Below are 21,354 nucleotides of genomic sequence, written 5' to 3' on the forward strand. Positions count from 1 at the left end.
GGCCCCGGCGGCCCCGCCCGCGAGCGCTCCCGCTCCGGCGGCGAACGCCCCCGCTCCCGCCCCCGCCGCCACTCCGGACGGCGGCGCGACCGTGCAGAAGGTCGTCTGGCTGACCGATCGCCGCGTCGCGGTCTGGGTCAACTCGCCCAGTATGGCCACGCCGATCCAGGTGCAACTGCTGCTGGCCCGGGACTGGAACCTGCATCCGGAGGCCCGTTTTCCGGTGCTGTTCATGCTCGACGGCCTGCGCGCCCAGGACGATGAGAGCGGCTGGACCAAGGATGCGGGCGCGGTGGACTTCTACGCCGACAAGAATGTGACCGTGGTGCTGCCGATCGGCGGCCAGTCCAGCTTCTACTCCGACTGGTTGCAGCCCGACAACGGCAAGACCTACAAGTGGGAGACCTTCCTCACCAAGGAGCTGCCGCCGCTGCTGGAGAATCAGTGGCGCGCCACCAACAACCGTGGCGTCGAGGGACTTTCGATGGGCGGGACGGCCGCGATGTTCCTGGCGGGGCGCAATCCCGGCTGGGTGAAGCACGCCGCCTCGTATTCGGGCGTGCTCACGACCACGACACTGGGCATGCCGCAGGCCATCACGTACGCGATGCGCGATGCGGGCGGCTTCGACGCCAATCTCATGTGGGGCCCGCCGACCAGTCCCGAATGGGCGGCGCACGATCCCTATGCCCTGGCCGACAAGCTCAAGGGGATGAGCCTGTACGTCTCGGCGGGCAGCGGCACCACCGGCACGTTCGACAAACCCTCCGACATCCCCGGTATCAGTACCAATTACGCCGGTATGGGCCTGGAGATACTGGCCCGGCTGACCAGTCAGAACTTCGTCGACAAGTTGAACAAGCTGGCCATTCCGGCCACGGTGAACTTCCGCCCGTCCGGCACGCACTCCTGGCCGTACTGGGATTTCGAGATGCGCCAGTCCTGGGCGCAGGCCGCGAGTTCGCTCGGCGTCGATCCGCAGGCGCCGCAGTGCCAGGCGGGCGGCGCGATCGGGGCCGTCGCACAGGGTAATTCGTGGCTCGGCGGCTGTGTGACCCCGGAATATCCGGTAACCGGCGGCACCGCACAGGATTTCCACGGCGGGCGGGTGCTCTGGTCGGCGACGACCGGCGCGCACGCGATCGGCGGCATGATCGGCGGCAGCTACACCGGCACGATGGGCTCGGGCGGGCCGCTGGGCCTGCCGACCGGCGACGAGCAGCTGCTGCCCGACGGTCGCGGTCGCTTCCAGACCTTCCAGGGCGGCGCGGTGTACTGGACCGCGCAGACCGGCGCCCAGGTACTGCGCGGCGCGATCCTGGATGCCTGGGGCCGTGAGGGTTACGAGCGCGGGCCCGCGGGCTATCCGACCGGGCCCGAGCTGAAGACGCCCCAGCGTGACGGCGTGGTCCAGGGTTTCGAGAACGGGCCGATGTACTTCAGCGCCAAGACCGGCGCGCATCGGGTGCAGGGTCTGATCCTCGGCAAGTACGCGCAATTGGGTTTCGAGAACAGTCCGCTGGGCTTCCCGGCCGGTGACGAGACGCCCGCGCGCGACGCGGGCCGGTACTCGAAGTTCGAGGGCGGCACGATCTATTGGAGTCCGCTGTCGGGCGCGTGGGCGGTGCGCAACGGCCCGATCATGGACGCCTGGGCCCAACAGGGTTATGAGAACGGCAAGCTCGGCTATCCGATCAGCGACGAGTTCCCGGTGCCCGGCGGCGTGCAGCAGAACTTCCAGACCGGCTTCATCGTCATCCGCGACGGCAAGCCCGAGGTGCACGGCATGTGAAGGCCCACCTTGAGAAGTACATGAGGTTTCCGGCGGCCATGCCCCACGATCCCGGGCAGCCGTTAGCCTGGACGGCGACCGCTGACCCTTGTGAACGAGATCGAGGAAACGAATACATGCTTCGGACCCGTGGAAAGGTGGCCGGTGTGCTTGTTACGTTCGCGGCCGCCGGTTTGCTCGCCGCCTGCGGAAACAACGACTCGACCGCGTCGAGCACGCCCACGCTGAAGACCTCGACCAGCGCCGCGGCCCCGACCCAGACGCTTCCGCCGGTCCAGGTCCCCACCGGCGAGGCGACCTCGCCGCAGCCCGCACCCGAGACCGGCGCGCCCGAGCGGCCCGAGCCGGTGACCCCGTCGCCCGGTCCGTCCGACACCACCCCGGTGACCGGTAAGGATCAGGTGTTCCTGGACGCGCTGCGCAAGAAGGGCATCACGCCGTCCAGCCCGGATATCGCGCTGACCGCGGCCAACTATGTCTGCCAGGGTAAGGCGAGCGGCGCCTCCGATCAGGAGATCGCGACCTACGTCAACGCCATGGCCGGATCCGATCCGGCGTTCGATCCGCAGAAGATGTCGGTCGAACAGGCCGGGAAAATCTACATCGACGTCGCGTCGACGACCTACTGCAACAAGTGATTCGGCGACGGGCGGGATATTCGGGAGGCGCCGGCGGCCGTCGGCGCCGGCCCGGCTGTCTGCTGTTCCTGGCGATCGTCGCGGGCATCGTGGTCGTGGTGATCCTGCTGTGGTACCTGCTGGCCGGATTGCTGCATCTGCCCAAACCCCGCCCGCCCGCGGGTCCGCGCGAACCCACCTCGCAGCCCGCCGACTGTCCGGACGTGCAGCTGCTGTCGATTCCGGGCACCTGGGAGTCCAGTAGCACCGACGATCCGCACAATCCCACGGCCAATCCGAACTCGCTGATGCTGGGCGTGAGCAATCCGCTGCGCGAGCAGTTCCCCGAGGGCCGCCTCGACGTCTACACCGTCCCGTATGTCGCGCAGTTCTCCAATCCGATCGCGATCCCGCCGGACGGCCAGCAGTCCTACAACAATTCGCGCTCCGAGGGCACCAGGAACGCCACCGACGAGCTGGCGGCGCTGCATCAGAAATGCCCCTTGACGACCTATGTCATCGCGGGCTTCTCGCAGGGTGCGGTGATCGCCGGGGATATCGCGGCCCAGATCGGCGCTGGCAAGGGTCCCGTACCCGCGGACAAGGTGCTCGGCGTGACCCTGCTCGCCGACGGCCGTCGCGACCACGGCCCGGGTCAGGGCATCGAAATCGGTAAGGCCCCACCGGGAGTCGGCGCCGAGGTGGCGCTGCGCGGGCTGACCGTGCCGGGCATCACCATGACCGGACCGCGGCCGGGCGGCTTCGGGGCGCTGGCCGATCGCACCAACACCATCTGTGCGCCCGGCGATCTCATCTGCGACGCACCGGTTCAGGCGCTGAATCCGCTCAACATCATTCCCAGCCTGAACACCCTGGTCCGCGCGGTCGGCAATCCCGTGCACGCCCTCTACGCCAGCTTCCGGGTGGACGCGGACGGTGTCACCTCGACCGCCTGGACCGTGAATTGGGCCGCCGGACTGATCAATAACGCTCCACACCCTGCGCACTCCTGAGAAAGGGGCGGTCGCCCGACCAAGAGGACCGAGAGGTCCGCAGGCTGTAAAGTGCTGCGATGATCGCGACGCCGGAGCCGGTCCCCCGGACCGCCCCGGCGTCGCAGTAATTTCCGCACAGCCAGGAGCAGGAGTTCATGACGGGAGCCGCCGCACCAGCGCTTTCGGCGCTGGGAACGCCGCTGCGGCCGTTCCGTTTCGCTGCCGCCGGGGAGGGCAGTCAGGCCGAGGGCGGTGCGCGCAAGTTCGTCAAGCTCGCCCAGCGGGCCGAGGAGTACGGCTACGACTGTTTCGCCGTACCCGATCATCTGGGCCCGCAGGTCGGTCCGATCGCCGCGCTCGGCGCGCTGGCCGTGGCGACCGAGCGGATCCGACTCGCAACCTCGGTGCTGGCCAACGGCTTTCGGCATCCGGTGGTGCTGGCCAAGGATGCCGCCACCATCGATGTGCTGTCCCGGGGCCGGCTGGAACTGGGCGTGGGCGCGGGCTGGATCAAAAGGGAGTTCGAGGCGGCCGGTATCGCCTACGAATCACCCGGCGTGCGGTTGGAACGACTCGACGAGGCGCTGACCATCCTGGACGTGCTGCTGCGCGGCCAGGAATGCCACTTCGAGGGCAAGCACTATCAGGTTCGCGGCGTCAAGGGGACGCCACGCCCGCGTCAAGGCCCGCGACCGCCGTTGGTGACCGGCGGCGGTGGTCCGAGGATGCTGCGCCTGGCCGCCAAACACGCCGACATCATCTCCGTGGTTCCGCAGACGACCGAGTACGGCAAGGGTCTGCTGTCCGGGATCACACTCGACAAGACCATCCAGAAGGTACATCTGATCAAGGAGGCGGCCGGTGATCGTTTCACCGACATCGAGCTGAACTGGACCATTACCGCGATCCTCGTCACCGACGATCGCGAGCGGACCGCGCAGATGGCGTTGAACGCGATCGAGAAGGGACTGCATCCCGATCTCGAGGTCGACGTCCAACTGACCGTCGAGGACATTCTGACGTCGCCGTATGTGGCGATCGGCACATTCGAGGAGATCGCCGAGCAGATCCGTAACGTGCGCGCGCTGACCTCGATGTCCTATGTCGGAGTGTTTCCGACCCAGATGGACGCGTTCGCGCCGGTGATCCCGCTGCTGCGGGAGGTGCGGCCGTAGCGACGGGACCGGAGGCGGCAGCTTGCGTAACCACGGAGGGACCCGCGGAGGCCGCCATCGAGATTGCGCTAGGACGTGTTCGCCGCGCTCCGGGGACTGCTCCGGGGACTGCTCTGTAACATGTCTCTGGTTTGAGTACATCTAGCCGATAGGCGGTCACCGCGCAGACCGCCGGTAAAGCTGCAGGCATGCTCTCGCACCACAGAGCGCCCGCAGGCGATAGCGAGTCGGGGCCTCACAGGTAACAGCGGCCATGTCGCGCCGTGCTGCGTGTGCCTCGGAGGAGAAGGAATGACGGACGAGACTTTCGACGACTACCTGGACGAAACCGGGAACATCAGAATTCCCGAGGGTCGCACCCTGGTCGACTACGTCGAGAAGCACACTCGCAACGACGCGAACACCCTCGCGTACCGCTATATCGACTACTCCCGGGAGCGCGACGGCGAGTACCAGGACCTGACCTGGAAGGAGTTCGGGATCCGGCTGCGCGCGGTGGCCGCTCGCCTGCAGCAGGTGACCAAGCCCGGGGACCGGGTGGCGATTCTCGCGCCGCAGGGCCTGGACTACGTGATCTCCTTCTTCGCCGCCATCTACGCCGGGACCATCGCGGTGCCGCTGTTCGATCCGGACGAGCCGGGTCACACCGATCGCCTGCACGCAGTCCTCGGCGACTGCACCCCCTCGGCCATTCTCACGGCGAGCTCCTCCGCCGCGGGCGTGCGCCAGTTCTTCCGCCCGCTTCCCGCCGCGCAGCGCCCCCGCATCATCGCCGTCGACGCCGTACCGGACACCCTGGGCGAGGCCTGGGTTCGCCCGGAGCTGACGGTCGACGACATCGCCTACCTGCAGTACACCTCCGGCTCGACCCGCACCCCCGCCGGTGTGGAGATCACCCACCGCGCGGTCGGCACCAATCTGCTGCAGATGGTCAATGCCATCAACCTGGACTGGAACTCGCGCGGGGTCACCTGGCTGCCGCTGTTCCACGATATGGGCCTGCTGTGCGTGATCCTGCCCGCGATCGGCGGCAAATACATCACCATCATGTCGCCGAGTGCGTTCGTGCGCCGCCCGGGCCGCTGGATCAAGGAGCTGGCCGCGGTCTCCGACGGCGCCGGAACCTTCGCCGCCGCACCGAATTTCGCCTTCGAGCACGCGGCCGCGCGCGGTCTGCCCAAGAACGGCGAGAGCCTGGACCTGTCCAATGTCATCGGTCTGATCAACGGCTCCGAGCCGGTGACCACCTCGTCGATGAAGAAGTTCAACGAGGCGTTCGCCCCGTACGGCCTGCCCAAGACGGCCATCAAGCCGTGCTACGGCATGGCCGAGGCGACGCTGTTCGTCTCCGCGACCCGCCACGAGGACGAGGCCAAGGTCATCTACGTCGACCGCAACGAGCTCAACGCCGGCCGGGTGCTCAAGGTCGAACAGGGCACCCCGAATTCGATCGCCCAGGTCAGCTGCGGTTATGTCGCGCTGTCGCAGTGGGCCGCGATCGTCGATCCCGACACCATCGACAATCCGGGCGGCGCGCAGGAACTGCCCGACGGCCGGGTCGGCGAGATCTGGTTGCACGGCAACAACATCGGCATCGGCTACTGGGGTCGCGACGAGGAAACCCGCAAGACCTTCAAGAATGTGCTGACCCAGCGCCTGCCCGAGGACAGCAAGGCCGAGGGCACCCCCGCCGACGCGATCTGGATGCGCACCGGCGACTACGGCGTCTACATCGACGGCGAGCTCTACATCACCGGCCGCGTCAAGGATCTGGTGATCGTCGACGGCCGCAATCACTACCCGCAGGATCTCGAGTACTCGGCGCAGGAGGCCAGCAAGCTGCTACGCCCCGGCTTCGTCGCCGCGTTCTCGGTTCCGGCCAATCAGCTGCCGCCCGAGGTGTTCTCCGAGGGGCAGTCGGGTCTGAAGTTCGACCCGGACGACGCCTCCGAACAGCTGGTGATCGTCGCCGAGCGCGGACCCGGCGCGCACAAGGCCGATCCCGGTCCGATCGCCGACGCCGTGCGCGCGGCGCTGTCGCAGCGGCACGGTGTCACAGCGCGCGATGTGCTGCTGGTGCCGGCCGGTTCGATTCCGCGGACCTCCAGCGGCAAGATCGCCCGCCGCGCCTGCAAGGCCGAATACCTGGAAGGCACGCTGCGCGGTGGTCATCAGCAGCAGGCCTTCCCCGATGCACCCGACGAAGAGTGAGCACGGGAGACACTGGCTGTCAATCCCCGTCGCTCGACACCCGTACCCAGGTAGCTTGAGGAATTGATGGCTGACAACGAGGGCACCCAGACGAACGAGACCGCCGACGCTGTCGAGGCGGTCGCCGACAAACCGGGCACCGATATGTCCGTGGCCGAACTGCGGGAGTGGCTGCGCCGCTGGGTCGCCGAGGCGACCGGTCAGCCGATCGAGCAGATCACGGTGGACCGGCCGATGGAGGAGTTCGGACTGGCCTCGCGAGATGCCCTCGCGCTGGGTGGCGACATCGAGGATCTGACCGGTGTGGTGCTCAATGCCACCGTGGTTTACCAGCATCCGACGATCGCGTCGCTGTCCGAGCGAATCATCAACGGGGAACCCGAGATTGCCGAGGAATCGTCCGACGACGAGTTCTACACCGCCGGATACCGGCCGGGCGAGGCGCACGATGTGGCGATCGTGGGTCTGTCGACCCGACTGCCGGGTGCGGGTGATACGCCGGAGTCGACGTGGGAATTCCTGATCAATCGCGGTGACGGAATCCGGGAGCGGCCCGAGGGCCGCTGGTCGGAGTTCACCGCGGACCCGCAGGTGGCCGAGGTCGTCGACAAGGCCAACACCAAGGGCGGCTACCTCGATCAGGAGGTGCTGAAGAACTTCGACGCGGAGTTCTTCGCGATGTCCCCGATCGAGGTGGAGCGGATCGACCCGCAGCAGCGGCTCGTGCTGGAGCTCACCTGGGAGGCGTTGGAGCACGCCCGAATTCCCGCCAGCAGCCTGAAGGGCGAGCCGGTCGGCGTCTTCATCGGCTCGTCGACCAACGACTTCATGTTCCTCACCGCCATGGCGGCGGGCGCGCAGTCCGCCGATGCGAACATTCCGGCGACGGCCGCCGCCTACGGGATCATGGGCAGCGCCTCCTCCATCATCCCCGCCCGGGTGTCCTACTTCTTCGACTTCCGCGGCCCGTCGGTCTCGGTCGACAGCGCATGTTCCTCGACTCAGGTCGCGGTGCACGGCGCGGTGCAGGCGCTGCGCAACGGTGAGGCGGATCTGGCCCTCGCCGGTGGTGTCAACATGCTGCTGGCGCCGTTCACGACGCTCGGATTCGACGGCGGCGGCGGTGTCGCGAAGGACGGCCACATCAAGGCGTTCTCCTCCGACGCCGACGGTATGGTCCGCTCCGAGGGCGGCGGCATGGTGGTGCTCAAGCGCCTGGCCGACGCCGAACGCGACGGCGACAAGATCTATGCGGTGATCAAGGGCACCGCCGTCAACAACGACGGCCGCTCCAACGGCCTGCTCGCGCCCAATCCGGACGCGCAGGCCGATGTGCTGCGCCGCGCCTACCGCGATGCCGGAATCGCTCCCTCCACAGTCGATTACATCGAGGCGCACGGCACCGGCACCCCCATCGGCGACCCGATCGAGGCGGACGCCCTGCGCCGCGTGGTCGGCCGCGGTCGCGATGCGGACAAACCCGCACTGCTGGGTTCGGTCAAGACCAACTTCGGACATCTGGAATCCGCCGCGGGCGCGGCCAGCCTCGCCAAGATCGTGATGGCGTTGCAGCACAACGTCATTCCGCCGAATATCAACTTCGCACTGCCCAGCCCGTACATTCCCTGGGATCAGGCGCATCTGAAGGTGGTCGAGGAGCCGACCGAATTCCCGCGCTACAGCGGCACCGCCACCATCGGCATCTCCGGCTTCGGCTTCGGCGGTACCAACGCGCATCTGGTCATCCAGGAGTACGTGCCGTCCGGCGCGTCCGTGCCCTCGAGCTCCGCCGACACATTGCGCGCGTATCTGGACGACGAGACCACCGATGTGATCTCCGAGGCCGAGCGCATCACCGAAGTCGCCGCGCCGGAACCGGAATGGACGCGCGAGGAGCCGCTGCCGGTGATCCTGCCGGTCTCGGCGTATCTGCCGTCGCGGCGCAAGCGCGCCGCCAAGGATCTGGCCGACTGGCTGGAATCCGAAGCGGGACAGGCGACTCCGCTCGCCGATGTGGCCCGTGCGCTGGCCAAGCGCAATCACAATCGTTCGCGCGGCGTGGTCATCGCCAAGGATCACGCGGAGGCCGTCGCGGGCCTGCGCGCCATCGCCGAGGGTAAGCCGGGTAACGGCGTGTTCACCGCCGACGCCCCGGCCGCACGCGGTCCGATGTGGGTGTTCGGCGGCTTCGGCTCGCATCACCGCAAGATGGGTAAGCAGCTCTACCAGGAGAATTCGATCTTCGCCCGGGCCGTCGACGAGGTCGACGAGCTGGTTCAGGACGAGGCGGGCTACTCGGTCAAGGAGATGATCCTCGACGACGCCCAGGACTGGGATGTGGGCACCTCGCAGGTCGGCGTGTTCACCACTCAGGTCGCCCTGGCCGCACTGCTGCGCGCGCACGGCGCGGAACCCGAAGCGGTGGTGGGACATTCGCAGGGCGAGGCAGCGGGCTCCTACGTCTCCGGCGGTATGAACCTCGAGGACGCCGTGCGCGTCATCTGCGCGCGCTCGCGGCTGATGGGCGAGGGTGAGGCGATGATCACCGACGCCGATGTCCGCAATATGGCGCTGGTCGAATACAGCGCCGAGGATATCGAGCAGGTCATCGCCGACTATCCGAGCCTCGAGGTCGCGGTGTACGCCGCGCCCACCAATACCGTGATCGGTGGCCTGCCGGACGAGGTGCAGGCCGTGGTGGCTCGCGCGGAATCCGAGGGCAAATTCGCCCGGGTGCTCCAGACCCGCGGCGCGGGGCACACCTCCCAGATGGATCCGCTGCTCGGCGAATTGGCCGCGGAGCTGGCCGGTATCGAGCCGAGCAGCCCGAAGGTCGATCTGTACTCGACCGTGCGCAAGTCGCAGGTGTTCCGCGCGGGTTCCGAGCCGGTGCACGATGTGGACTACTGGGTCGCGAATATGCGTCAGCCGGTGTGCTTCAGCTATGCGATCCGCGCGGCTGTGGACAGTGGCATCACGACCTATCTCGAGATCGCCCCGCATTCCGTGGCGCTGATGCAGGTGCTCGGGACCACCTTCGCCGCCGGTGTGCACAATGCCGCGCTGATCCCGACGCTCAAGCGCAAGGAGGACGACTCCGCGAACATCATCTCCGCGCTGGCGCAGCTGTATGTGCAGGGTCATCCGGTGGACCTGACATCGCTGCTGTCCGCCGGGGATTACGCCGATATTCCGCGAACCGCGTTCCTGCGCAAGGAGTACTGGCCCAAGGTCGGCCTCGGGCTGGGCGTGCTCGGTTCCGGAACCGGCGGCCAGCTGCCCGGATCGCATGTCGCTCTGCCCGACGGCCGCCATGCCTGGGAGGTCTCGGCGGCCGCCGTCACCGACCTTGCCGCATTGGTGAACGCCGCTGCGGCCCAAGTGCTTTCGGATGTCTCGCTCGGCGCGTCCATCGCGCATTCGCCGCTGCCCGCCTCCGGCGCGCTGACCACCACGCTCACCCCGCATCCGGGTGGTGCGTCGGTGCAGGTGCATGTCAAGGAGGGCAATGCCTTCCGGTTGTTGTTCGATGCCGTGGTCACCTCCGGCGCACCGCTGCCGGAAACCGCTCTCGCGCAACCGGTCCCGGCCGCCCAGCCCGTCGCGGAGTCGACGGCCGAGGTCGCGGTCGTCGAATCCTTCGGCGAGCGTTGGGATCCCGATGGCGCCCAGTCCGTCGAGGATCGCCTGTCGCTGATCGTCGCCGAATCCATGGGCTACGCCGTCGAGGATCTGCCGATGGAGATCCCGCTCATGGAGCTGGGCCTCGACTCGCTGATGGCCATGCGCATCAAGAACCGCGTCGAGTACGAGTTCGACATCCCGCAGCTGCAGATCCAAGCCGTGCGCGATGCCAGCCTGCACGAGGTCGCCAAGGTACTGCGCTACGCCATCGAACATCGCGACGAGATTCGCGAGATGGCGGAAAAGCAAGCGGCCGAGGGCGGTTCGCTGACCGTGGACGACAATTTCGTCGAGGCGGCGCGTGCGGCCATGGAGGCCGGGGAGGATCCGGCGGCGGCGGTCAAGGCGAAGGTCGCTGAACAGGCCGCGCCCGAACCGGAAGCGGCTCCAGTGGAAACCGCTTCCGTGGAGGACAATGTGCCGCCGCGTGATGCCGCCGAGCGACTCACCTTTGGCACCTGGGCCATGGTGACCGGAAAGTCGGCAGGCGGCATTTTCAATACGCTCGCGATTCTCGACGACGCGACCGCGCAGAAGTTGGCGGAGCGGCTGTCGGAGCGCGTGGGTGCGCAGATCGACGTCGAAGACGTGCGCGACTGCGAAACGATCGAGCAGATCTCGAATGTCGTGCGTGAGCATCAGGACGAGAGCGGCGACGTCGACGGATTTGTACGTACGCTGCGGGCGCGGCCTGAGGGCTCGAAGGCCGTGCCAGTCTTCGTGTTCCACCCTTCGGGCGGCAATACGCTGGTGTACGAGCCGCTGCTTCGCCGCTTGCCCGCTGACACCCCGATGTACGGCTTCGAGCGGGTCGACGGCTCGATCGAGGAGCGTGCGCGCCAGTACGTTCCGGAGATCCGCAAGCTCCAGCCCGAGGGCCCGTACGTCTTCTACGGCTGGTCGCTGGGGGCGGTTTTGTCCCTTCAGGTCGCCCAGCTCATGCGTGCCGAGGGCTCCGATGTTCGCCTGGTCGGCCTGATCGACCTCGCTCTGCCGACTCAACTCGAGGACAACAGCCCCGAGGAACGATTGCGTCGGATGAAGCGTTATCAGGACTTCGCGAAGAAGACCTACAACGTGCCGGGCGAACTGGATGAGGAACAGCTCCAGGAGCTTGCGGATGCTGACGACGAGCAGCAGGCCGAGATCGTGATGGAGCTGATCAAATTTGCCGGTGCGCAGATTCCGGGTGGCGTGCTGGAACATCAGCGCACCTCGTGGGTGGAAAGCCGTGAGTTGCAGAAGGTTCAGCCCTCGCATTACGACGGCGACACCGTGCTGTATCTCGCAGATCGCTACCACGACGGCATGATCGAACTCGAACCCCGTTACGCCGACCGTCGCCCCAACGGCGGCTGGGACGAGTACATCCCCAACCTGGAAGTCATCCACATCCCCGGTGACCACCTCCAGATCGTCGACGAGCCACGCATCGCCACGATCGGTGCCGACCTCACTCGGAAACTTGCCGAGATCGCGAAGGGAGCCAAGTGAGTACGACCGCCGAGAAACTCGCCGACCTGCGGAAGAAATTAGAATTAGCGCAGGAACCGGCGGGTGAAGCGGGGGTGGCCAAGCGGGCCCGCAAGGGAATCCCCTCGGCCCGTGAGCGGATCGGCATGCTGCTCGATCCCGGCACCTTCGTGGAAATCGGTGCGCTCGTGCGCAATCCGGGCGACCGCAACGCGCTCTACGGCGACGGTGTGGTCGCCGGGCACGGCCTGGTCGACGGCCGCCCGGTCGCGGTCTTCTCGCACGATCAGACCGTCTACGGCGGTTCGGTCGGTGAGATGTTCGGCCGAAAGGTGGCCGCGGTCATGGACTTCGCGGCCAAGGTCGGCTGTCCGGTGGTGGGTATCAACGACTCCGGCGGCGCGCGCGTGCAGGAGGCGGTGACCTCGCTGGCCTGGTACGCGCAGATGGGTCGGCGGCAGGAGCCGCTGTCGGGTCTGGTGCCGCAGATCTCGATGATCCTGGGCAGCTGCGCCGGTGGCGCGGTGTACGCCCCGATCAATACCGACGTCGTGGTCGCCACCGAAGAGGCGTACATGTTCGTCACCGGGCCCAAGGTGATTCGCGAGGTCACCGGCGAGGACGTCTCGCTCGAGGAGCTCGGCGGCGCGCACAGCCAGGCCGAGTACGGCAATATCCACCACGTCGCCAAGGATGAGCGGGCGGCCTTCGACTGGGTGCGGCAGTATCTGAGCTATCTGCCGTCCAGCTGTCAGGAGCTGCCGCCGATCGTGAATCCGGGCCTCGAACCCGGGATCACCGACAGCGATCTGGAACTCAATTCCCTTGTACCGGACTCCGACAACGCGGCCTACGATATGCACGAGGTGCTGCTGCGGATCTTCGACGACGGTGATTTCCACGAGATCGGCGCATCGGCCGGGATGAACGTCATCACCGGTTTCGCCCGCGTCGACGGTCGCAGCGTGGGCGTGGTCGCCAATCAGCCGATGGTGTACGCGGGCGCGCTCGACGCGCGGGCCTCGGACAAGGCCGCGCATTTCGTGCGGATGTGCGACGCCTTCGAGATTCCGCTGGTGTTCGTCGTCGATACGCCCGGCTTCCTGCCCGGTGTCGAGCAGGAGAAGATCGGCGTCATCAAGCGCGGCGGCCGATTCCTGTTCTCCTTCGTCGAGGCGACCGTGCCCAAGGTGACCGTGGTGATTCGCAAGTCCTACGGCGGCGGTTACGCGGTGATGGGTTCCAAACAGCTCGGCGCCGACGTCAACCTGGCCTGGCCCACGGCCCGCATCGCGGTCATGGGCGCCGAGAGCGCGGTGAGTGTGGTGGGCCGCAAGCAGATCGAGGCCGCGCCGGAGGAGCAGCGCGCCGCGATCCGCCAGCAGATGATCGACTTCTACAACACCACCGTGGCCACCCCGTGGATCGCCGCCGAACGCGGCTACATCGACGGCGTCATCGAGCCCGCCACCACCCGCCTGGAAATCCGCAAGGCCCTACAACTCCTGCGGGACAAGCAGGTCTACCGGAATCCGAGAAAGCACCACCTGCTGCCGCTGTAGCCGCGTGTCTTTCTCGGATTCGCATGGTCGATCCGTCCGGGTATGAGAGCCTTCAGCTATGGGTAGCTCACCGAAGGCCGTACTAGAGGGCGGGCCCGCCGACCTGCCGCAACGGATCGTGCCGATCACGCCACCGGGAATCGAACTGCGCGTGCAGTTCAACGGTGGCTACGAGCGCTTCAAGGTGACACCGCGCTGGCAGGATACGGCCGAGGGCAGCCTCCCGGTCTACGAGTGGTGTGAGCGCATCGAACGCTGAGCCGCGGCGGTCCTCACCGCGCCCGCCGGACGGGCACCCTGGTCGGCACCGGGTCGGAGGTCAGGAAGTCGATGATCGTCCCGTACGCCTGCTTCGGCTTTTCGAACAGCAGCGTATGGGAGGTACCCGGTACGATCGCGAGCTCGGAATCGGGAATCGCGCGATAGAGCTCGACGGTGTGCTCGAGGGTCATCATGTCGTCGTCGGAGGCCAATACCAGCGTGCGCGCGGTAATGGCCCCGAGCTCATCCGCGTCGAGTTCCGGTTGAGTGGTGGCCATTTCGAGGCCCTTGCGGAACACCACGGGGAAGTGGTCCTCGCCGTCGGGTGACACCGCGCCGTAGTTCGGGGCGAAGTGCGAGATGACCTCGTCGCCGAAGTCGAGGGTGCCCGGAATCAGGCCGTCGTGGTGGAAGTTACCGCTGACCGACACCAGCTTGCGCACCAGATCCGGCCGCCGAAGCGCTACCAGCAGTGCGGTATTGGCGCCGTCGCTGTAGCCGACCAGATGCGCCGGGCCCCCGACGACCTGCTCGAGAAAGGCGATGGTCTCCTCGGCCATCGCCTCGTAGCTGAACGGCGCGTCGGAATCGGCCGTGCGGCCGTGCCCCCGGCGGTCCACCGTGTACACCCGGAACTGCTTGGTGAACAAGGGAACCGCCGGTTCGAACGTGCGCGAGTCGGTGAATCCGCCGTGCAGCAGGAGCAGCGGCTCACCCTCGCCCTGCACGTCGTACCACGTATCCACCGCACCCACTCGCACATGACTCATGGGCACCATCCTGCCGCAGGATCACACTCGCATGCGCCCCGGCGACCAGAAGCCGGACCGGGTGGTCGAACCCGTCTGGACCTCGGCCGGTTTCGCATCGGTGTAGTACCGGTCGTAGCGCTCCAGCGACCCCCAGTCCCGGGCCCAGTTGTCCTTCAGATAGGTCGGGACGGTGGTCGCACCGGCGAGCATGTTCGCGAAGCCCAGCGGACCACCGAACTCCTGCGCCTGCCAGGTGTCGGTGGAGCTGACCGCCAGTGGCCGATCCGGCTTGATGCGGTAGTTCGGCATGGTCGCCACGCCCGCGTAGTGCAGGAACGGCTGCTGGCACGGGAACTGCAGGCCCACCGCCCAGTCCTCGAGCACCTGCTGCTCGGAGCCGAGGAAGCTGTTGAGCGTCACCAGCTTCGGCACCCGGGGCGGGGTGAAGGCCAGCCACTGATCGCCGATCAGCACATTGCGATTGGCTACGATGCGCACGGCGTCGGCGTCGGGGGAGAGCTCAGCCAGCGGCACCCGCAGATTGCGCCACGAGGGAGCCGGGCCGATATCGCGCGGCACGTACCTGCCCTGCGCGGTCACACTGCCGTCGGGCTGGCGCTTACCGTACTCCAACTGCAGATCCTGGCCGTACTGCAGCGATCCGGTCTGATCGAAGGACAGGATGCGCCCGGCGGCCGAGATCACCACCAGCGGTGAGTCATCCGAGCGCGCGGGCAGTTCGTACCAGCTCGAGGTCAGATGCGCGGGCTGCTGGATACCCTGCTGGTAGCTGCCCATGACCGGGGTGGTCTTCGGGTCCAGGCCGTAGGGCAGGGCCACGGTGCTGCCGTTGACGCCCGGTTCGGCGATCCGGCCGCCGCCCGTGCCCGCGTTCTGACCCTCGGCGAAGTTGGCGCCCACCGATTGGTTGGAGGTATTGCCGGTGCCCGGCTTCACCTCGACCGAATCGGCCTTCAGATCGGTCGGCACGCCATTGGGATCGAAGCCGGTCGGATCGGCGCCGGCCAGCGGATCACCGTCCTTGGGAGGATTGGCCGGATCGATGATCGGGTTCAGGCGGCCACCGTTCGGATTCGATTCGACCAGAACGTCATCGGCCAGGCCGCACGATTTGCCCTGCACCGCATCGAGATTCGAGCGGGCCAGCGAATACGCCGGATACTGCGTGGTCGCGCCCTTGATCAGCGACAGCACCTCGAATGCCACCATCAGCGCCGCCACCACGGTCAGCGGTATGGCGGCGAACCGGCGAATCCGCCTGCCGCGCGCGGTCTTCGGACTCGCGGGCGGTGCGGTGTAGTCCTCGCGCAGCGCCTGCCAGGCCACCAGCGCCAGCGCCAGGCCGAACAGGATCAGCACCAGCGTATTGGACTGATTGCCGTGCAGGGAGACGGTCTTGTCGAACCACGGCACGCCGTAGCTGGACACGTACCAGTAGCCGTTGATGCCCGAGAAGGTCAGCGCCAGCATGAACAGCAGCGCGGCGAGAAAGACCGTGCGGTTCTTGCGCGATCGCAGCGCCGAGGCCGAAACCGCGACCGCCGTCACCGCGGCCAGCGAACCCGCGATGCCCGCGTACGCGCCGAAGTGATGGGTCCACTTCGTCGGGTTGAACATCATGAAGAAGATCGTCCCGAACACCACGCCGATCAACCGCCAGGTCGGACCGGCCGAGATGCCCGGCACCCGGCGTCGGCGCAGCAGCACCAGCGCGGTGGTCACCAGGCACAGGATCATCACCAGGAAGGCGAACCGGCGCGACAGCGAGCCGTCGACGGTCTGCACGAACAGGTAGTAGTACCGCAGATAGTCCTCGTACCAGGCCAGATTCGGCCCGGTGATCTTCCGGACCCGGTCGGCCTCCTGGATTCCGGCGAAGGTCTGATCGCTATAGACCACCGTGAGCACCAGGAACCCGGCCGCGGCGATCGGGGCCAGCAGCGGTAGTGAGGAACCCCAGAGCGTGGCGAAGAAGCCCGTGCCCGCCCGCGCGGCCGCCTCGCGATGGCGGCGCACCGCGATGCGCACCAGCGGCCGGATACCGGCCAGCAGGGCGGCCACACACATCAATCCGGTCGGCGCGGCGGCCAGGGTGAAGGCCGCGAACAGCACCGCGACGCCCGCGGGCAGCAGGCGCCCGGTGGCGATGGCCCGTTCGATCGACACCCAGGTCAGCAGCGCGCCCAGAGCGACGATCGGCTCGGAGCGCAGGCCGTTGTCATAGGGCAGCCAGAACGCCAGGAACACCAGGCCGCCGGTCCACAGCGCGACCTTCGAATTGCGCACCGAGCGCCCGAGCCGCGGCACCACCTCGCGGCTGATCACCATCCAGCACAGAATTCCGCAGAGCAGCGCCGGAATTCGCACCCACGCGCTGGCCGTGGAGATCTCGGCGAAGGCCTGGATGACGTAGTAGTACCAGCCGAAGGGCGCCTCGGGGACGCCGTACCAGCGGAAGTAGTTGGCCAGATAGCCCGCGTGCGGCGCGACCCGGACCATGGACAGGATGTAACCGTCGTCGGAGGTGTTGGCGCCGACGAAATGCCAGACCAGCAGCGTGCCGACGATCGCGCCGTCGGCCCAGGTCGGCTTCAGCCAGTGGGCGGGCAGGATGCGCCGATGACCGCGGCCGTCGCTGGTGTCCAGACGACCCAGCGCGGCCAGTGCGATCAGCGTGCACAGCACGGCCGCGATCATCGCGACGAATTTGATCCAGGTCGGCGTCGAGGTGAAGCGGGTGTCGACGGTCATGTGGAACGACAGTCCGGCCGGGGCGGGTCCGCGCAGATCGGAGAAGACGCCGACCACCTGCGGGCGCAGATCACCATTGAGGGTGCCCTGGATTCCGGTGCCCACGAATTCGGCCCGGGTGCTGTTGATATCGGAGCTGATGGTGATCGCCGAACAGCCGTCGAGCTGGGATCGCTTCGCCGACGCCACGATGGCGTTGCGATCCATCACATCCACCGTCTCGGGCGTGACCCGAACGAACATCGCCTCCAGCGCCGCCCGATCACCCTGCTGCGGTGCGGTGTTGAGCGCGATGCCCTGCGGCAACTGTGCGATCAGCGAGCACGGGATGCTCGCGGTCAGATCGATCGGAACCTGCGACATCAGCGGCGCCTCGACATTGCCGATGGCCCCGCCCTGCGGCCAGTTCACCTCCGCCGTGGTCTGCTGCACGGGCAGAAACGGCGTGGCGATCGCGAACAGCGCACCCAGCAATCCGGCCACCAGCGCGATCAGGCGCGCGGTGCGGAAATCACCGGGCGTCGCCGCGGCCGCGGCGGGCTTCGGTTCGGTCAAGACGGCAGTTGCGGCGTCGGGCACGGTTGGTGATGTTAGCTGTGTTGGTTGTGCCTCCGCTCCGCTCCGGCATGTTCGCGGCTGTGTGTGGCGTCTCCGCTTCGCTCCGACGCGTGTTCGCGGCCCTGAGGGCCGCGAACGGTCGGTCGTCAGGCTCCCTTCGTTGTGGGCGCGTGAGGCGCGGGCCGAGCGTGATGGGTGGGCATTGTTGTCAGCGGGCCTTGATCGGGACGTCTTTTGCCCAACCCCAGCGGTTTTCGACACGGACGCCGATGGTGGCGGGCTGGGCCGAGGGGGCGTAGGGGGTGAAGCGTTCCAGCGAACCCCAGTCCCGGGCCCAGTCGTGGTCGAGGTAGGCGGGGACGGTGTGGGCCGCCAGCAGGAGGCCGGTCCAGCCGAGCGGGCCGCCGCCGATATCGTCCTGCCAGGCATTGGAGGCGTCCGAGCCGACGCGGTCGGGCAGGATGCGCCAGCGCGGAACCTCGGCCACGCCGTCGCGGTGATCGAACGGACGTTGGCAGGGGAAGGCCAGGCCGACGTGCCAGTCCTCGAGCACCGGCGCGCTGCGGCCGACCAACGAATCGAGGGTGGCCAGTTTCGGCAGGCGCGGCGGCGTGACCGCGAGCCACTGCTTCGGGGTCAGATCGTTGGCCACGGCCACGATGCGAACGGCATTGGTCCGATCCGGAATTCGATCCAGCGGCACCCGCATATTGCGCCACGAGGGCCCGCCGCCGATATCCAGCGGCACGAACGATCCCAGCGCCTCGACCGCGCCGTCGGCCGCGCGGTCACCGAATTCGACGCGCAGATCCTGGCCGTAGTGGACCACGCCGTCCTTGTCGACCGACTTGATCTGGCCCGCGGCCGTCACCACGAGCAGTTTGCGGGCCGCGTCGCCGCGGGCGCCGGCCAGATCCAGGCGATACCACTGCGAGGTGAGATGGGCCTGCTGCTTGTCCTTGGCCGTATAGCTGCCGAGCACGGGCGTGCGGGCCGGATCCAGGCCGAACGGCAGCGCCACGGTGCTGCCGTTGACACCCGCCTCGGCGGTGCTGCCGCCGCCGGTTCCGGCCTGGGTGGTGTTGGTGGTCTTGTTCTCCGATTTGGAATCGATGGAATTGGCTCCGCCGGCGACGGTTTCCTCCGCATCGGCGGTCAGATCGCTCGCGACGCCGTTGGGGGTGAATCCGACGTTGTCCGCGGCCAATCCGTCGGCGGGCGAACCGGTGTAGGGCTGCAGCAGCGAATCGGGGGTGTCGGTCTCGGCCAGTACGTCGTCGGCGAGTCCGCACGAATCACCGCCCAGGGCGCGCAGATTCGATTTCGCGACCGAATAGGCCGGGTACTGCGTGACGGCCGCCTTGCCGAGCGAGGCCACCTCGAACAGCACCATGGCCGCGGCCGCGACGGTGAGCGGTTCGATCGCGAACCGGTCGAATCGCCTGCGCGGCTGATCCTTTCGATACGGCTCCCGGTAGTACCGCCACGCCGCGAGCAGCAGGCACAGCACCGCCAGGCCCAAGAACAGCGTCGAGAAACCCTTACCGGCCAGCAGCGGCGCCTTGTCCCACCACGGCACGCCGTAACTGGATACGTACCACCAGCCGTTGGATCCGGTGAAGGTCATCGCGAGCAGGAAGAACACCGCCGCCGCGAACAGCGACCGGTTGTACGGGGCCCGAATGCCGTTGACTCCCACCGCGATCGCGGTGAGCGCCGCCAGCGAACCCGCGAGTCCGGCGTAGACGCCGAAGTGGTGGGTCCACTTGGTCGGGGTGAACATCATCAGCAGCAGCGACATGAACACGATGCCCTGAATACGCGCCGAGGGTCCGCGCGAGGTCCCGGGCACCCGGCCGCCCTTGCGCAGCATCACCAGGACGCAGACGCCCAGGCACAGCAGCATGCCGAGAATTCCGAACCGCCGCGCCAGCGATCCGTCCGGCGACAGCATCAGCAGCGAATCCCAGCGGGTGCGTTCGTCGAACCAGGCCACATCGGGCCCGATGATCTTGCGTACCCGGGTGGCCTCCAGCACCGAGGCCAATGTCTGATCCGCGAATACCACGACCAGGACCAGGGTTCCGGCGGCGATACCCGGAGCGAGCAGCGAGCCGTACCGCAGGATCGGGGAATCTCGGCTGAAAACGCGCCGGGACGACGAGATGGTGGAGGCATTCGGGCGCGCCCGTTTGATGATGTGCCGCAACACCGGTCGCGATCCCGCGATCAACGCCGCGATACAGATCAGCCCGGTCGGCCCGGCGGCCAGCGAGAACGCCGCGATGAGCACTCCGAGCGCCGCGGGCAGCAGTCGCCCGGTGGCGATCGACCGCTCGACGGCACACCAGGTGAGCAGCGCGCCCAGGGCGATCAGTGGTTCGGGCCGCAGCCCGTTGTCATAGGGCAGCCAGGCCACCAGGAACACCAGCCCGGCGGTCCAGCGCGCGATGGCATTGCGGCGCACCCGAGCGCCCAGGCGCGGCAACACCTCCCGGCTGATCACCAACCAGCAGGCCAGCCCGGCCAGCAGCGCGGGCAGCCGCATCCACGGGCTCGAATCGCTGACCCGGGTCATCCAGGCCAGCACCTCGTACGGCCAGCCGAACGGCGCCTCGGCCACGCCGAACCAGCGGTAGTAATTGGACATGTAGCCCGAATGTTTCGATGCTCGGGCCATATTCAGGATGTAGCCGTCATCGGAGGTATTCGCCCCGATGATGTGCCACAGCAGCAGTGTGCCCAGCACCGCGGCATCGGTGAGGGTGAATCGCCACCAGCGCGCGGGCAGTACCCGGCGGGGGCGGCGACCATCGGCGGTATCGATCAGATGCAGGCAGATCAGCGCGATGATCGTGCACAGCACCGCGCCGATGATCGCGGCCAGCTTCAGCGCCGACGGGCTCGAGGAGAAGCGCGAGTCGATATCGGCGTGCAGTGTCGCGTCGGTCAGTTGCGCGCGGTCCAGATCGGTGAACACGCCGACGATCTGGGGTCGCACATCGCCGCCGACGGTCGAGACGTACGGCGTGCCGTCCTTGCGCTGTACCCCGGTCAGCTCGGCGGTGGTCGCGGTCGAGGTGGAGACCACGGTGAAGTTCGTACAGCCGCCGATCTCGGCGATCGACGCGGACAGCAGCGGAATATCGCGCAGCAGCACCGACAGCGTCCGCCCGGAACCGGATTCGTCGACGACCTTGGCCACCAGGCCCTTCGAGGTCGCACCCGGCGCACCGGCGGGCACGGTCGAGATCAGCGTGCCGCCGGGCAGATCGCGAATCGCCGCACACGGCAGCGACAGTCGCACCTCCAGCGGCACATAGGACACCAGTGGGGCGTCGACATTCACCGCCTGCGGTTGTGGCCAGTCCAGCGTGGCGCGGTCCTGTCGCACCGGCAGCAGCGGCGCGAGCACCGCGAGCAGCATCCCGAGCGCCCCCGACAGGAGGGCGATCAGGCGGACACGGGACATCGCGGAAGAGTCAGCGCGCACGATCGACGA

The 21,354-nt window shown here is 67.6% G+C and carries 11 protein-coding genes; 8 read left to right on the plus strand and 3 right to left on the minus strand.

The annotated features are described in order from the left end of the window. From NP4_RS36570 to NP4_RS36605, 8 genes are all read left to right on the plus strand, one after another. Window positions 1-1,792 (plus strand): alpha/beta hydrolase-fold protein (locus NP4_RS36570; RefSeq protein WP_068008123.1); only part of this gene is annotated, 1,792 nt, incomplete at its 5' end. Between the two features lie 146 nt (window positions 1,793-1,938). Further along, window positions 1,939-2,430: a DUF732 domain-containing protein gene (locus NP4_RS36575; RefSeq protein WP_245998633.1), complete on the plus strand. Its 492-nt coding sequence runs from the start codon at window positions 1,939-1,941 to the stop codon at window positions 2,428-2,430. Then, window positions 2,427-3,422 (plus strand): cutinase family protein, encoded by a 996-nt coding sequence (locus NP4_RS36580; RefSeq protein ID WP_082876543.1) that lies wholly within the window; start codon window positions 2,427-2,429, stop codon window positions 3,420-3,422. The genes NP4_RS36575 and NP4_RS36580 overlap by 4 nt, the downstream gene beginning before the upstream one ends. A 137-nt stretch (window positions 3,423-3,559) precedes the next feature. After that, window positions 3,560-4,579 (plus strand): LLM class F420-dependent oxidoreductase, encoded by a 1,020-nt coding sequence (locus tag NP4_RS36585; RefSeq protein WP_068008131.1) that lies wholly within the window; start codon window positions 3,560-3,562, stop codon window positions 4,577-4,579. 291 nt (window positions 4,580-4,870) lie between these two features. Next, window positions 4,871-6,790, plus strand: a complete 1,920-nt coding sequence (fadD32, locus tag NP4_RS36590; RefSeq protein WP_068008136.1) for a long-chain-fatty-acid--AMP ligase FadD32 — start codon at window positions 4,871-4,873, stop codon at window positions 6,788-6,790. 66 nt (window positions 6,791-6,856) lie between these two features. Continuing rightward, window positions 6,857-11,968, plus strand: coding sequence for a polyketide synthase Pks13 (gene pks13 / locus NP4_RS36595; RefSeq protein WP_068008139.1), 5,112 nt, complete (start codon window positions 6,857-6,859; stop codon window positions 11,966-11,968). Next, the gene (locus tag NP4_RS36600; RefSeq protein ID WP_068008143.1) at window positions 11,965-13,509 is read left to right on the plus strand and encodes an acyl-CoA carboxylase subunit beta; all 1,545 of its coding nucleotides are present in this window, start codon (window positions 11,965-11,967) and stop codon (window positions 13,507-13,509) included. Before pks13 ends, NP4_RS36600 begins: the two co-directional genes overlap by 4 nt. Before the next feature lie 58 nt (window positions 13,510-13,567). After that, a complete protein-coding gene (locus NP4_RS36605) occupies window positions 13,568-13,768 on the plus strand; it encodes a DUF5988 family protein (RefSeq protein ID WP_062503241.1) in 201 nt (66 codons plus the stop codon). A gap of 13 nt (window positions 13,769-13,781) precedes the next feature. Here the strand turns inward: NP4_RS36605 and NP4_RS36610 are convergent, their stop codons facing one another. The 3 genes from NP4_RS36610 to NP4_RS36620 all read right to left on the minus strand — a co-directional run bounded on the left by NP4_RS36610 (window position 13,782) and on the right by NP4_RS36620 (window position 21,324). Further along, window positions 13,782-14,540 (minus strand): alpha/beta fold hydrolase, encoded by a 759-nt coding sequence (locus NP4_RS36610; RefSeq protein WP_068008219.1) that lies wholly within the window; start codon window positions 14,538-14,540, stop codon window positions 13,782-13,784. A 21-nt stretch (window positions 14,541-14,561) separates the two neighbouring features. Then, window positions 14,562-17,873, minus strand: coding sequence for an arabinosyltransferase domain-containing protein (locus NP4_RS36615; RefSeq protein ID WP_068008146.1), 3,312 nt, complete (start codon window positions 17,871-17,873; stop codon window positions 14,562-14,564). Between the two features lie 187 nt (window positions 17,874-18,060). Beyond that, on the minus strand, window positions 18,061-21,324 hold the full coding sequence (locus NP4_RS36620) for an arabinosyltransferase domain-containing protein (protein ID WP_068008149.1): 3,264 nt from the start codon (window positions 21,322-21,324) through the stop codon (window positions 18,061-18,063). Window positions 21,325-21,354 lie beyond the last annotated feature (30 nt).

This window comes from Nocardia pseudobrasiliensis NBRC 108224 (assembly GCF_001613105.1).
Lineage (GTDB): Bacteria > Actinomycetota > Actinomycetes > Mycobacteriales > Mycobacteriaceae > Nocardia > Nocardia pseudobrasiliensis.

Coding starts and splice junctions, on each gene's coding strand:
- pks13 (WP_068008139.1), top strand. CDS start 6,857: ATGGCTGACAACGAGGGCACCCAGACGAACGAGACCGCCGACGCTGTC.
- fadD32 (WP_068008136.1), top strand. CDS start 4,871: ATGACGGACGAGACTTTCGACGACTACCTGGACGAAACCGGGAACATC.
- NP4_RS36610 (WP_068008219.1), bottom strand. CDS start 14,540: ATGAGTCATGTGCGAGTGGGTGCGGTGGATACGTGGTACGACGTGCAG.
- NP4_RS36620 (WP_068008149.1), bottom strand. CDS start 21,324: ATGTCCCGTGTCCGCCTGATCGCCCTCCTGTCGGGGGCGCTCGGGATG.
- NP4_RS36585 (WP_068008131.1), top strand. CDS start 3,560: ATGACGGGAGCCGCCGCACCAGCGCTTTCGGCGCTGGGAACGCCGCTG.
- NP4_RS36605 (WP_062503241.1), top strand. CDS start 13,568: ATGGGTAGCTCACCGAAGGCCGTACTAGAGGGCGGGCCCGCCGACCTG.